14 protein-coding genes and 1 tRNA gene are annotated in these 12930 nt (G+C 59.4%); 6 read left to right on the forward strand and 9 right to left on the reverse strand.

The genetic code is table 11. The features are described 5' to 3' along the window. Positions 1–142 precede the first annotated feature (142 nt). The 4 genes from GA830_RS07500 to GA830_RS07515 all read right to left on the reverse strand — a co-directional run bounded on the left by GA830_RS07500 (position 143) and on the right by GA830_RS07515 (position 4233). Positions 143–219: transfer RNA gene (locus GA830_RS07500), tRNA-Arg, on the reverse strand. A 240-nt stretch (positions 220–459) separates the two neighbouring features. Further along, positions 460–1929: an ATP-binding protein gene (locus GA830_RS07505; protein WP_195164425.1), complete on the reverse strand. Its 1470-nt coding sequence runs from the start codon at positions 1927–1929 to the stop codon at positions 460–462. A gap of 18 nt (positions 1930–1947) precedes the next feature. Continuing rightward, positions 1948–3378 carry a dihydrolipoyl dehydrogenase family protein gene (locus GA830_RS07510; RefSeq protein WP_195164426.1) on the reverse strand — a complete coding sequence of 477 codons (1431 nt, stop codon included), beginning with the start codon at positions 3376–3378 and terminating at the stop codon, positions 1948–1950. Between the two features lie 99 nt (positions 3379–3477). Next, the gene (locus tag GA830_RS07515) at positions 3478–4233 is read right to left on the reverse strand and encodes a TVP38/TMEM64 family protein (RefSeq protein WP_258045588.1); all 756 of its coding nucleotides are present in this window, start codon (positions 4231–4233) and stop codon (positions 3478–3480) included. Positions 4234–4716: 483 nt separating this feature from the next. Between GA830_RS07515 and rpmH the strand changes: the two genes are divergently transcribed. The 5 genes from rpmH (at position 4717) to yihA (ending at position 8493) form a co-directional block, all read left to right on the forward strand. Continuing rightward, positions 4717–4851, forward strand: coding sequence for a 50S ribosomal protein L34 (gene rpmH, locus GA830_RS19945; RefSeq protein WP_008833937.1), 135 nt, complete (start codon positions 4717–4719; stop codon positions 4849–4851). Positions 4852–4867: 16 nt separating this feature from the next. After that, positions 4868–5224 carry a ribonuclease P protein component gene (rnpA, locus tag GA830_RS07520; protein WP_374939311.1) on the forward strand — a complete coding sequence of 119 codons (357 nt, stop codon included), beginning with the start codon at positions 4868–4870 and terminating at the stop codon, positions 5222–5224. Between the two features lie 9 nt (positions 5225–5233). Beyond that, positions 5234–7069: a membrane protein insertase YidC gene (yidC, locus tag GA830_RS07525; protein WP_195164834.1), complete on the forward strand. Its 1836-nt coding sequence runs from the start codon at positions 5234–5236 to the stop codon at positions 7067–7069. 135 nt (positions 7070–7204) lie between these two features. Further along, entirely contained in the window at positions 7205–7843 is a 639-nt protein-coding gene (locus tag GA830_RS07530) for a CatB-related O-acetyltransferase (RefSeq protein ID WP_195164428.1), read from the forward strand. After that, positions 7840–8493: a ribosome biogenesis GTP-binding protein YihA/YsxC gene (gene yihA / locus GA830_RS07535; protein ID WP_195164429.1), complete on the forward strand. Its 654-nt coding sequence runs from the start codon at positions 7840–7842 to the stop codon at positions 8491–8493. Before GA830_RS07530 ends, yihA begins: the two co-directional genes overlap by 4 nt. Positions 8494–8542: 49 nt before the next feature. On the opposite strand, the gene msrB is transcribed toward yihA, so the two are convergent. The 5 genes from msrB to GA830_RS07560 all read right to left on the reverse strand — a co-directional run bounded on the left by msrB (position 8543) and on the right by GA830_RS07560 (position 11851). Further along, positions 8543–9046 carry a peptide-methionine (R)-S-oxide reductase MsrB gene (msrB, locus tag GA830_RS07540; protein WP_195164430.1) on the reverse strand — a complete coding sequence of 168 codons (504 nt, stop codon included), beginning with the start codon at positions 9044–9046 and terminating at the stop codon, positions 8543–8545. A 117-nt stretch (positions 9047–9163) separates the two neighbouring features. Further along, positions 9164–9718, reverse strand: coding sequence for a fasciclin domain-containing protein (locus GA830_RS07545; RefSeq protein WP_195164431.1), 555 nt, complete (start codon positions 9716–9718; stop codon positions 9164–9166). 229 nt (positions 9719–9947) lie between these two features. Continuing rightward, positions 9948–10505 (reverse strand): fasciclin domain-containing protein, encoded by a 558-nt coding sequence (locus tag GA830_RS07550; RefSeq protein ID WP_195164432.1) that lies wholly within the window; start codon positions 10503–10505, stop codon positions 9948–9950. Between the two features lie 96 nt (positions 10506–10601). Continuing rightward, entirely contained in the window at positions 10602–11315 is a 714-nt protein-coding gene (locus GA830_RS07555) for an anti-sigma factor (protein ID WP_195164433.1), read from the reverse strand. Continuing rightward, entirely contained in the window at positions 11312–11851 is a 540-nt protein-coding gene (locus GA830_RS07560; protein WP_195164434.1) for a sigma-70 family RNA polymerase sigma factor, read from the reverse strand. The genes GA830_RS07555 and GA830_RS07560 overlap by 4 nt, the downstream gene beginning before the upstream one ends. Before the next feature lie 166 nt (positions 11852–12017). Here GA830_RS07560 and argB point away from each other — a divergent pair, with 166 nt between their 5' ends. Then, on the forward strand, positions 12018–12917 hold the full coding sequence (argB, locus tag GA830_RS07565) for an acetylglutamate kinase (protein WP_195164435.1): 900 nt from the start codon (positions 12018–12020) through the stop codon (positions 12915–12917). Positions 12918–12930: the final 13 nt, after the last annotated feature.

Here is a 12930-nt window from a genome sequence, read left to right on the forward strand (position 1 = left end):
TGATTTCAGGATTTCGCGATACTAAAAGGCGTCCGGTCCATTGTACCGAAAGCGACATCGCTGCTTGGATCATCGCCCGAAATAGCTCGCACTTCGAAGTTTAGGCGGATCGATCCACGACTAGAATCGCTCAACTAAAAGTTGGCGCGCCCGAAAGGATTCGAACCTCTGACCCCCAGATTCGTAGTCTGGTGCTCTATCCAGCTGAGCTACGGGCGCGCGCCGGGCCTTTCATGGCCCTGCTACCGGAGAAACCGCTCCGGCTGCAATCGAGCTGGTACCTAGCGAGTGATGGCGGCAAATGCAAGCGGCTTGCCACAAAACTTTCATATGCGGCTGTCCTGCAGTGAGGTTGCGGCAAGGGGCGTAATTGGCCGCGCAATGGGATCACGGAAAAAGCTGTCAGGTCTGGCTTTCGAGCTTTACAGTGCAGCGCTTGCCGCGCACGCCACCGGCACGTCACGCTTGGCGGCGCAGCGTCTTCCTCGCCTCGTCGAGCTGCACCGGCTGGTCGGGAATGGTGATTGCAAACACCGTCCGTCCGCCGACGCTTTCCAGTAGTTCCAGCGTTCCGCTATGGGCGCGTACCAACTCATGGGCGATGGCCAGTCCAAGCCCGGTGCCGCCGCTGCGGGCCGAGCCGCGGAAGGCGGCGAACAGGTTTTCGCGCGCCTTTTGCGGCAGGCCGGGGCCGGTATCGGTCACCAGAATGCGGCTCATGCTGCCGGTCCGCTCGGCGGCAATCGACAGGCGGCGGACCAGTGCCACCTCCTGATCGGCGGCCATCGCCTCGGCGGCGTTGCGGCACAGATTGGTCAGCACGCGAAACAGTTGCTCGCTGTCAGCGTCAATCTCGAAGGCGGGGTCGACCTCATTGGCAAAAGCGATGCCCGCAGCTTCCAGTCCAAGCAGGCCCTCAACTTCGTCGACAAGCCTGGCAAGTAGAAGGCGTCGGCGCGCCGGCGGGGCCTCCTGGGCACGGCCATAGGCGAGCACCCCTTGCGTATAGGCAACGGCGCGATCAAGTGCGCGCACCAGTTTGGGCGCAAACGACTGCACGGCGGGGTCCTTCACCCCCGACAGCCGGTCGGAAAGCAGCTGCGCCGAGGCCAAAATGTTGCGCATGTCGTGGTTGATCTTGGAGACGGCGAGGCCAAGGTCGGCCAGATGCTTCTGCTCGCCCAGTGTCCTTTGCAGGCGCGTCTGCATGCCGGCCAGTTCGCGTTGCGCCACACCGATCTCGTCGCCGCGAGGTTCCGGCTGGATGATGCGTGACGGATCGTCGGGCGCTTGCGAAAATGCCAGCATTGAGCGCGTCATCGCGCGCACCGGGCGGATCATGATCCAGTTAATCGCGAGGAAAACCAACGTCGCCGTGATCAGGGAAATGAGCAGCGACAGAAGTGCGACATTGCGCGAATAGGTCAGCATCGCCGCGCGCAGCTTCCAGTCAGGTATAATCAGCTCGAACTGCTTGTCACTCTCGCCGGCCTTGCCGAACACGCGCAGCATCCGGTTTCCGCCATAGACGAACGTGTCAGTCGCGCCCATCATCGCCTGCATAGGTCCGGTCGCAGCAAGGTCGATCTGCTCGTCCACCTGTGGCGGCATTTCGGTCACCACCAAAAGCCGCGATACGCCGCCGTCGCGCACCGCAATAGCGCGTGCGCCGATCGACATCAGCACATCGTCCTGAACGGAACGCGAAAAGCTCTGCGGGTCGCCTTGCATCAGCACGGCGGATACGGCAGCTGCGGCCCCCAGCCGCTCCTCCAGCCAGCGCAGGCGAAAATTGGCTATCGAGGGAATGAAGATCAACACTTCGGCCAGCAGCACGAACAGGATCGTAAGCAGCAGAAGCTTGGTCGACAGACCGCGCGATAGCGGCACCCGGCCCCCCGCATTCTGATCTGTCACTGTCTCGCTCAATGGTTCTTTGTCGCCCCGTTAGCCGAAGGCGCGCAGCCAGCGCACCACCCGTCGTACCCATATATTGCGGGCACTAGGTGCAAAATAGGTGATTGCGGCGCGTTTTCCAATCTCGCTCACTGTAGGGTAGGGCGGCACATACGCCGAAATGTCCCTCAGGCTCATCCCCTTGGAGATTGCCAGCGCCCACATATGGATCATTTCGCCGGCATGCGCACCAACGATTGAGGCACCGAGGATCTTTCCGCGTTTGGAGGCGATCAGCTTGATATGGCCCTCAGTCTGGCGCTCGGTCTGCGCCCGGTCATTCTCGCCAAGCGGCCAGCGCAGCACACGAATGGTGCCGTGTTCTTTCCGTGCGGCCTCTTCGCCAAGCCCCACATGGGCAAGCTCTGGATCGGTGTAGGTGACCCACGGAATGATGGTGCGATTTTCCTTCGCCGGAAGCCGAAAAAGCAATGGCCGCATGACCAGCGAAGCATGGTAGCTCGCGACATGGGTGAATTGCAGGGAACCGGCGCAATCCCCTACGGCATAGACACGAGAATTGGAGGTGCGCAGCTTGTCCGTCACCTGCAGGCCCTTCTTGTCGAAGGCGATGCCGGCCTTGTCGAGGTCGAGCCCCTCAATATTGGCGCTGCGTCCGGTGGCAACGAGCAGGTGCGTGCCATCCACGGGTTCGTCGCTACCCTTGCAAAAAACCCGCAGACCGGTCTTGCCACGCTTCTCCACGCGGCTGACCTCGGTGCCCTCCCGGATCACCACGCCCTCGGCGCGCAAACTGGTGACCACGATGGCGGCAAGCTCGGGATCGTCCTTGGCAAGGGCGGTGCTACGCTCCAGCACCGTTACCTCGGAACCAAGCCGCCGGTGCGCTTGTGCCATCTCCAGCCCGATAGGCCCGCCGCCAATGATGATGAGATGGCGCGGCAGGCGTGTCAGGTCAAACAATGTCTCATTGGTCAGGTAGTCGACGTTGTCGAGCCCCTGGATGGGTGGCACCGCCGGCGCCGAACCTGTGGCGATGACAAAGCGGCGAGCACGGATGATCACATCGCCGGCCACCACGGTGCGGCTGTCGGTAAAGCGTGCCTCGGCCTGGATCACATGGACGCCAAGCGCGGTAAAGCGAGCGACGGAATCATTGGGCGCAATCGCAGCAATAACCTGATGCACATGTCGATTCACGTTGGCGAAATCGACGTCGGGTTCCACATCGGCAATGCCGAAGGCCGACCCATGGCGCATCTGGTGCGCACGCTTGGCTGCAGCCAAAAGCGCCTTGGAGGGCACGCAGCCATAATTCAGGCAGTCGCCACCCATCTTGCCCTTTTCGATCAATACCACCGGCACGCCAAACGATGCGGCGGCAGCCGCGACCGACAGCCCGCCGGAGCCGGCGCCGATGATACAAATATCGGGGGTGAGCGTTTTCTGCGCGGTTGGCATGGGGTTAGCGTCTCTTCCGTTCCAGATTGCCGCTGCATTGGCGGGCCCGCCTGCGACTTGCAGCCGAGACCCTAGCAGGTTTTGGGCGTCGTGCCTTCGTCAGGCCGAGCCGGTGCCCTTCCAGCGCTTCTTCACGATGGCCGCGATCAGCGCCACCAGTGCCAGCGCGGCGAAAGCGATGGTAATTTCGGGCGTGACGAGATCCTTGATGCCGACATCTCGACCGGCGCCTTCAGCTGCGGCCAACACGCTGCCCAGCCCCTCGCCGAGAAAAGCATACGCTACAGCACCGGGAATGATTCCGATTGCGGTGGCGAGCGTGAAGGTCGAGAGCCGCACGTTGAAAAGCGCCGGGGCGATGTTTGCGATGAAAAAGGGAATGAACGGCGCCAGCCTCAACACCAGCAAAAAGGAGAAGGCATCCTTTTCAAATCCATCAGCCAGTTTTGCCGAGAAGCCACCGAGCCTGCGTCGCAGAAATCCGCCAAAAGCGGTGCGCGCGGCCAGAAACAGCAGCGTCGCACCGATCGTGGCACCGATCACAGCAACTGCACCGCCAAGCGCCCAGCCAAACAGGAAGCCTGCAGAAACCGTCAGCACCGAGGCTGCGGGGAAAGAAGCTGCGACCGCCACCGCATAAAGCGCGATAAAGCCAAGCGGCGCCAGTACGGGCCTGGCGGCGACATAGCCGCGCAACATTTCCTGGCTCTCGGCGAGATATTCAAGGCTGAGATAACGCTGCCAGCCCATGGCGTAGCCAAAGGCCAGCATCGCCGCCACCACGAACAGCGGCGCAATGCGCCACAGGTTACCAGTGGGGGTAGATTGATCGGTGGGCAAAACGCGCCGGGCCAAAAGACACTCTCCTCGCGCCATGCGCATGCAGGCCAGCCACCAAGGCGGCCTTGTCCATACCAGATGGGCCAGTTGGCCGGTCCGGGCAAGCGCGATAGCGCAGGTTCACCGTGTTTTGACTGACGAGGGAAGGACGGTCACCTGCGCGTGAAGAGTTGAAGGTATAGGCAGAGGATAGATGGGGTATCGTAGAGCGTCTGGGGAGGACACGGTAAAGTGTCGTGAGCAACGCCCTTCCTCTAGCCCCGCCGATAGGGAAGGTGCCTTTGCAGTGGATTGCAGGGGTCGAAACCTGCTTCTCAGCCTGTGTTAAAAGCCAATTCAGGCAACCAACCAGCAATTGACTCCGCCAGACCTTCTTTCTATAAGCCCGCTCACGTTCGGGCCAATGGTTCCGGCGCATTTTATTGCGTCAGACAGCCCGGCATAGCTCCTGTTCATAGCGACAGATCCAAGAAGGGCCGCACACCGCGGTATTAAAAAATGAAGCGCACCTATCAACCCTCGAAGCTCGTCCGCAAGCGCCGGCATGGCTTCCGTGCACGGATGGCCACCAAGGGCGGCCGCGGCGTCGTTGCTGCACGCCGCAACCGTGGCCGCAAGCGTCTCTCCGCCTGAGCGGACGCTGAAAAGCTTGCCGGTGACCGGCAAGAGCGCACACCACACCCCGCCGCGCACGCTGCGCAAGCGGGCAGAGTTTTTGGCTGTCCGGCGCGGTGAAAAGCGCCGTGGGCGGCTTTTTCTGCTTGAGGTGCTGGAACGCGCTGACGGACTGCCGGCGCGCGCCGGTTTCACCGTCACCAAAAAATCCGGCAATGCGGTACAGCGCAACCGCATTCGTCGTCGCCTCAAGGAGGCACTTCGCTGTCATGCCGCAGGTGACATGGCGGAAGGCAGCGATTATGTCATCGTCGGGCGGACAGACATCCTTGCCGCTCCGTTTGAGGCGCTGGCCTCCGAACTCTCTCGTCGCATACGCGGATCGCGTTAGGACCATATGATGGAAAACAACCGCAACTTCCTCATTACCATTGCTCTTTCGATAGGTATTTTGACGCTCTGGCAGGTGTTCTACATGAACCCCCGCATGGAACAGCAGCGCCAGGCAGCCGAGATTGCAGCGCAGCGTGTCGAGGCGCAGACCAAGGCGGCAACGTCGACAGGTGAGGGTGCAGCCATTCCAGGATCTGCCCTGCCTACTCCGCTGGGCGGTGTACCAGGCTCGGCGGCGGGCGTACCCGGAACCGACGGTGTTCCAGCCGCCAGCCGTGAGGCAACTTTGGCGCAGACAGGGCGTGTGAGCATCGATACGCCCCGTCTTGCCGGATCAATCAACCTGACCGGCGCCCGTATCGATGACGTGCGGCTTAAAGATTACCGCCTGACGGTCGACAAGGATTCGCCCAATATCGAGCTCCTCAACCCGGCCGGCCTGCCCAATGGCCAATATGCTGAAATTGGTTTCGTAGGCAACGAACAGACCGGCACGGTGCCCGGTCCGGCCACCGTCTGGACCGCGCAGGGCAATGGCAAGCTGACGGATTCCGCGCCCGTGACGCTGACCTTCACCAATGAAAAAGGTCTGACCTTTAACCGCACCATCGCGGTCGACCAGGACTATATGTTCACCATCACCGACACAGTGACCAATGCAGGCGCCGCGCCGGTCTCCCTGATGAACTATGGCCGCGTGACGCGCTTCGACAAGCCTGAACATGCCAGCACCTACGTGCTGCATGAAGGCCTGATCGGCGTGACCGGTGAAGAGGGTCTCGAAGAGATTAAGTACACCAAGATCGAGGAAGACAAGGAGATAAAGCCCGGCAAGTCCAAAGACGGCTGGCTTGGTATCACCGACAAATATTGGGCCGTGGCTCTGGCGCCTACCGGGCGCGAGTTCCAGCCGCGCTATGCCTATTTTGCCGATGGCCGCCCGCGCTATCAGTCGGATTATCTATCCGACGCCTTCACAGTTTCGCCGGGACAACCGACAACGCTTGAAACCCGCGTCTTTGCTGGCGCCAAGGAAGTCGGCAAGATCCAGACCTATGAGACCGAACTCAACATCCGTCAGTTCGACCTGATGATCGATTGGGGCTGGTTCTATTTCATCACCAAGCCGATGTTCTGGCTGATCGATACGCTCTATCGCTTCCTCGGCAATTTTGGTCTGGCTATCCTTGCCACCACCGTTGTCGTCAAGGCCGTATTCTTCCCGCTGGCCAACAAGTCCTACGCGTCGATGGCGAATATGAAGAAGGTTCAGCCTGCCATGTTGGAGATCCGCGAGAAATACGCGGACGACAAGATGAAGCAGCAGCAGGCAATGATGGAGCTCTATAAGCAGGAGAAGATCAATCCGCTGGCAGGCTGTTGGCCAATCCTGATACAGATCCCGGTTTTCTTCGCGCTCTACAAGGTGCTCTACGTCACCATCGAAATGCGCCATGCGCCTTTCTTTGGGTGGATCCACGACCTGGCTGCGCCAGACCCGACGTCGCTGTTTAACCTGTTCGGCCTGTTGCCATTCACGCCGCCAGCCTTCTTGCCGCATCTCGGCGTCTGGGCGGTCATCATGGGCATCACCATGTTCTTGCAGATGCGCATGAACCCGACGCCGCCAGACCCGACCCAGGCGATGATCTTCAACTGGATGCCGCTGGTGTTCACCTTCATGATGGGCTCATTTCCCGCCGGTCTGGTGATCTATTGGGCGTGGAACAACTCGCTGTCGATCCTCCAGCAGGGCGTCATCATGAAGCGCCAAGGCGCCAAGATAGAGCTGTGGGACAATCTGATCGGGCTGTTCAAGAAAAAGCCTACGCCCGCCGAATAGTTGTGCTTGCCGGCAGGCCTGGACAGGTTTGCCGCCTGAAATTAAAGCCCCGCCCCGTGCGGGGTTTTTTGCGGGTCGAAATGACCGCTTTTGCGGGCTATCCTTGCTCGGTCGCGATTGGATATGGAGAGTGCCATGACTGGCCCGAACCCCGAGATCAAACATCCGCTGCCGATGCACAAGCGTGTCGGCTTCCTGAAGCCGCTGGTCGATGCGCCGAATATCGAGATCGGCGAATTCACGTATTACGACGACCCCGAAGGGCCGGACAAATTTGCCGAGCGCTGCGTTTTGCACCACTATCCCTTCATCGGCGATAGGCTGGTAATCGGAAAGTTCTGCGCTATCGCCGAAGGGGCGCGCTTCATCATGAATGGTGCCAACCATGCGATGTCGGGCTTTTCGACCTATCCGTTCAATATTTTCGGCGCCGGCTGGGAAGAAGGCTTTGACCCCAAAACCTGGGCCGACGAGGTGCGTGGCGACACGGTGATTGGTAATGATGTGTGGATCGGCATGGATGCGGTGATCATGCCCGGCATCACTATAGGTGACGGCGCCATCGTGGCAGCGAAATCGGTTGTAACCCACGACGTGCCGGCCTATGCGATTGTGGCAGGCAATGCCGCAAAGGTGGTTAAGACGCGTTTTGACGCCGAAACGGTGCGCCGGCTCGTCGCCATTGCCTGGTGGAACTGGCCGGTGGACAAGATCAGCCGCAACCTTAACGCCATCCGTGGCGCAGACCTATCCGCGCTGGAGCAGCCCGTTTGACCGATATTTCCGCCATTCACGCCGCCCTTTTTCTCAATACGTGGACCTTTATCCGCGGCGTTCCGGCCATGAAATTCCTGCCGCCCGAAGGCCCACCGGAAATCGCCTTTGCCGGCCGCTCCAACGTCGGAAAATCGTCGCTGATCAATGCTCTGGTCGGCCAGAAGGGTCTGGCGCGAACATCCAACACACCGGGCCGTACGCAGGAGCTCAACTATTTTGTGCCGGATGGTTATTCCGGCGACGCCGACGACATGCCGCCCATGGCGCTGGTCGATATGCCCGGCTACGGCTACGCCACCGCGCCCAAGGAAAAGGTCGATGAGTGGACCAAACTTGTGTTCGACTACCTGAAAGGCCGCGTGACGCTGAAACGCGTCTATGTTCTGATTGATTCCCGCCATGGCCTGAAGAAGAATGACGAGGAGGTGCTTGGTCTGCTGGATAAAGCGGCGGTGTCCTACCAGATCGTTTTGACCAAGACCGACAAGATCAAGGAAGCTGGCGTGCCGCGCTTGATTGAAGAGACACTTGAGAAAATCCGCAGGCGCGCCGCAGCTTTCCCATTTGTTATCGCGACTTCTTCTGAAAAAGGCGAGGGTATGGATGAACTGCGCGACGCCATCGCATTGGCCGCTCGCGGCGGCTGACCGACATCCACACGATGAAAGGCCGGAGCATTGCTCCGGCTTTTTTTGTTCAGGCGGCCGATGGTTTGAATGTGAGAGCCACGCCGTTCAGGCAATGGCGTTTGCCGGTGGGCTTGGGACCATCATCAAAGATGTGCCCGAAATGTCCGCCGCATCGACGGCAATGTGCCTCTGTACGAGTGGTGAAAAGCGTATCATCTTCCTTAGTGCCGATTGAGTTGGGAAGCGATTGCCAAAAGCTCGGCCATCCAGTCCCTGAATCAAACTTCACTTCCGAGGAATAGGCCGCGAGGTCGCAACCGGCACAATGAAACACGCCTTTGCGCTTTTCGGTGTTGAGAGGGCTGCTGTTTGGACGTTCGGTATCTTCCTCACGAAGAACCGCAAACTGCGCTTCGGAAAGAATAGCTCTCCACTCAGCCTCCGTTTTGGTGATTTCAAAGCCCGATGCCTGGGCCTGCCCCATGCCAATGCCCGTCTTGCGCAGAGCTGCAAACCCTGCAAGCGCAGCAATGGCAGCTGCGCTGGTGAATAAAAAGTCACGACGCTTCATGGGTAGTCTCCTTTTCCAGAACATAGCCGAAGCCGGGTTCACGGTGAAATCAACTCCGATTGAGGAGCCGGTTATCTGGCTCTCACCCACCTGAGCAGGGTGAGAGCCAGAAGGGTTTTACTTTGGAAGAAGTACCTTGTTGATGACGTGGATGACACCATTGGACTGCTGGACGTCGGCAATCGTCACGGTTGCAACGCCACCGGTTTCATCCGTCACAGTGACCTTCTTGCCCTTGGTCTTCAGGGTCAGAACGCAGCCACCCACCGTCTTCACCTTGTGCGAGCCGCCATCATCCATGACCATCTTGTTTATCGCCGCCGACATCGCCTTTGCAGGAATGACGTGGCAAGTGAGGATCTTGGTCAACTGGGCCTTGTTTTCGGGCTTCAACAGGGTCTCGACAGTGCCCTTCGGAAGAGCCGCGAAGGCCTTGTTGGTCGGAGCAAGCACAGTGAACGGTCCTTTGCCCTGAAGGGTTTTGACGAGACCCGCAGCCTTGACTGCAGCCACCAATGTGGTGTGATCCTTGGAGTTCACAGCATTTTCAATGATGTTCTTGTTTGCGAACATGGCAGCGCCGCCAACCATAGGGTTTTTGGCGTAGGCGACACCGGCCATTGCAGAAAATGCGATGGCGCCGGCGAGAAGTGTGGATGTGAATTTGCGCATGGGTTTGGCTCCTGATTGATTGCTCCCTCTTGGAGAGTCAGAGGAGTTACGGCGTCATGTGCATTCCAGTTTCACACTCACGACAACGTGACAGGATGACTGGTCGACCCCGCAAACCGAACGCGAACCTGTCCCCCAAACGCAAATCACCCCGCCACAGGGGCGGGGCAATTCACAAGCACGAGTACGATGAGGGGAAAGTACCTGTGCTATGTCAGCCTGCGACGGCTTATGACTTCGGCAAAAGGACCTTGTCGATGACGTGGATGACGCCATTCGACTGTTCGACATCGGCAATAGTGACATTAGCCACATTGCCGTTTTCATCGGTAACTGTGACCTTGCCGCCATCCGACTTCAGCTTTAGGACGCAACCACCAACGGTCTTGGCTTCATGCATGCCACCATCATCGGTGACCATCTTGGTGATCGCATCCGACATCGCCTTTGCGCCAATGACGTGGCAGGTGAGTACCTTGGTCAGCTGATCCTTGTTCTCAGGCTTCAAAAGGGTATCGACTGTGCCGGCTGGCAGCGCATCGAATGCAGCGTTAGTTGGCGCGAGAACGGTGAATGGGCCTTCGCCCTGCAGCGTTTCGACCAGGCCGGCAGCCTTTACGGCAGCGACCAGCGTCGTATGATCCTTCGAGTTTACAGCGTTCTCGACAATGTTCTTGTCGGCAAACATGGCAGCGCCGCCGACCATTGGATTTTCGGCGTAAGCAACCGAAGCGAGGGCGGAAAACGCGACAGCGCCGGCGAGAAGAGCGGTGGTGAATTTACGCATGGATTGAAACTCCCTGTTGTTGGGTTCCCTATCGGTGGGAACTGAGCAGAGTTACGGAGCGCTGCAACGGAGAGTTTCAGCATCACGAAAGCGTGATCAGATATCCAGAAGATTGCCAGCTGCTACGACCGGGCCTGTCGGTTTGCCGCTGGGCGACCCACCGTCGGGTTCGAGCGTGATTGCCAGTGTTGCACCAGCGGCGAGCATCCGGCGCAACTCATCAGAGAGTTCGATGCGCACAGTAGCACCACCCGGAACAACACCCATCGAAACCGGGCTCTTATCCGGCTCGATAACCCACAATTCAAAATCCTGGCCGGTCTCGCGTTCTCCGGAAATATGCGAGAGACCTACTTCGCCGCGCCCTCCGTCAAACACCGCGAGGTATCGAACATCGCTAGTCTCCGCAGCCAATGATGCGACAAGACGATATTCGGCAGGGCGTGTAAGGTACGGCACCGCGATGAGCAGCACCAATGCGGTCAAAGCACCACCAGTCATAGCGCGCCAAAGCGTAAGGCTATTCCACCAGTTGTGGCCTTCCGATGCCGCACTGCCGGCAGTGCCGAAGAGCCGCCGGTCAATCTTCTGCTTGACAGATAGCGGCGGATCGATCGGATCATATCCGCCCGCTATTGGTGAGAAGTGCGTTTCCCATTGGTCAACCAAGCGCGCAAAAGCCGGCTCGGTGTCGGCGCGCAGACTGGCTATCGTGCGGTCACTTAAAGACAGAACGCCGAGCACGTACTCGGCGGCCATCATCTGGTCACCCTCATGCTCTGGTCCATTCCCATGGTCTGCGGCGCTCATCGCTCCAGACACTCCCTAAGTTTCATCAGGCTGCGGCGCAGCCAGGTTCGCATCGTGTTGAGCGGCACGCCGTGGCGCTCGGCAAGTTCTGCATAGCTTTCGCCCGCGAGGTAGGCACTGCGCACGGCTGCTGCCCGGTCGGCTTCCAATTCGCCAAGACAGCGGTAGATACGCTCATTCTCACCGCCCGCAACCGCCATCGCTTCGGGGTCCGGAGACGGATCGGCGATATCCAGCGCGGTATCGATGTTGGCCGCCGATTGGCGCCGGGCACGAATGCGATCTATGGCATGATTGCGCGCAACTGCCACCAGCCACGAAATTGGGCTCAATTCGGAAATCGCAAATCTGTCGGCCTTTGTCCATATTTTTACGAACACTTCCTGTAATGCTTCCTCGGCATCTGGGCGATCATTCAAGACACGAAGGCACACGCCAAATAGTTTCGCATTGGTTTGCTGGTAAAGCGTGTCGAAGGCCCCTCGATCTTTCATCGAGACCCGAACAATCAGCTTGGTAATGTCATGAGGAGTCATCCCGCCAAACTAGGGCGCGGCAGGTTTTTTGCAACGGCAACTTTTCGGCGCGCTATCCGCGTCCCGCCAGCGCTTGCGACCGCCAAACAAAACGGACGTCGTATATCATTTGCCCGTCACGATCTTTGCGGTTAATACACCGCCCATCCCTGCCGCAGGAACAATCATGACAGACAAAGACATCGCCGCGACCGCCGAAATGCAGGCTGACTTGCTGTCGCGGGCGCTGCCCTACATGCAGCGCTACGAGAACAAGACGGTCGTGGTGAAATATGGCGGCCACGCGATGGGGGATGCAGCCCTTGGTCAGGCCTTTGCCCGTGACATCGCACTTCTCAAGCAGTCTGGCGTCAATCCGATCGTTGTCCATGGCGGCGGCCCGCAGATTGCGGCCATGCTGGCGCGCATGGGTATTGAATCGAAGTTCGAAGGCGGTCTGCGCGTCACCGACGCCAAGACGGTCGAGATTGTCGAGATGGTTCTGGCCGGCTCGATCAACAAGGAGATCGTGGCGCTGATCAATGCCGAGGGAGAATGGGCGATCGGCCTGTGCGGCAAGGACGGCAACATGGTGTTTGCCGAAAAGGCGCACAAGGTCGTCAAGGACCCGGACTCCAACATCGAGCGCGTGCTGGATCTCGGCTTCGTCGGCGAACCTGTCGAGGTCGACCGCACACTGCTCGACCTGCTTGCCCGCTCCGAGATGATTCCGGTGCTGGCGCCTGTGGCACCGGGCCGTGACGGCCACACCTACAACATCAACGCCGACACTTTTGCGGGAGCCATCGCCGGTGCAGTGCAGGCGACGCGGCTCCTGTTCCTCACAGATGTCCCCGGCGTTCTGGACCGGGACAAAAAACTGATCGACCAGCTTACAGTGGCCGAAGCCAGGTCGCTGATCGCCGACGGCACCGTATCTGGCGGCATGATTCCCAAGGTTGAAACCTGCATCGAGGCAATCGAGCGCGGCGTCGAGGGTGTCGTTATCCTCAACGGCAAGACACCGCATTCGGTGCTGCTCGAACTCTTTACCGAGCATGGCGCCGGCACGCTGATCGTGCCGTAGGTGAGGGAGCGAA

Origin of the sequence: Mesorhizobium sp. NBSH29 (assembly GCF_015500055.1) — a bacterium.
In the GTDB taxonomy this organism is placed as follows: Bacteria; Pseudomonadota; Alphaproteobacteria; order Rhizobiales; family Rhizobiaceae; genus Neomesorhizobium.

Bases quoted from the DNA above. Each gene is read 5' to 3' on its own strand.
- GA830_RS07510 (WP_195164426.1), bottom strand. From the start codon at position 3,378: ATGCCAACCGCGCAGAAAACGCTCACCCCCGATATTTGTATCATCGGC.
- rpmH (WP_008833937.1), top strand. From the start codon at position 4,717: ATGAAGCGCACCTATCAACCCTCGAAGCTCGTCCGCAAGCGCCGGCAT.
- yidC (WP_195164834.1), top strand. From the start codon at position 5,234: ATGGAAAACAACCGCAACTTCCTCATTACCATTGCTCTTTCGATAGGT.
- GA830_RS07530 (WP_195164428.1), top strand. From the start codon at position 7,205: ATGACTGGCCCGAACCCCGAGATCAAACATCCGCTGCCGATGCACAAG.
- msrB (WP_195164430.1), bottom strand. From the start codon at position 9,046: ATGAAGCGTCGTGACTTTTTATTCACCAGCGCAGCTGCCATTGCTGCG.
- GA830_RS07545 (WP_195164431.1), bottom strand. From the start codon at position 9,718: ATGCGCAAATTCACATCCACACTTCTCGCCGGCGCCATCGCATTTTCT.
- GA830_RS07550 (WP_195164432.1), bottom strand. From the start codon at position 10,505: ATGCGTAAATTCACCACCGCTCTTCTCGCCGGCGCTGTCGCGTTTTCC.
- GA830_RS07555 (WP_195164433.1), bottom strand. From the start codon at position 11,315: ATGAGCGCCGCAGACCATGGGAATGGACCAGAGCATGAGGGTGACCAG.
- GA830_RS07560 (WP_195164434.1), bottom strand. From the start codon at position 11,851: ATGACTCCTCATGACATTACCAAGCTGATTGTTCGGGTCTCGATGAAA.
- argB (WP_195164435.1), top strand. From the start codon at position 12,018: ATGACAGACAAAGACATCGCCGCGACCGCCGAAATGCAGGCTGACTTG.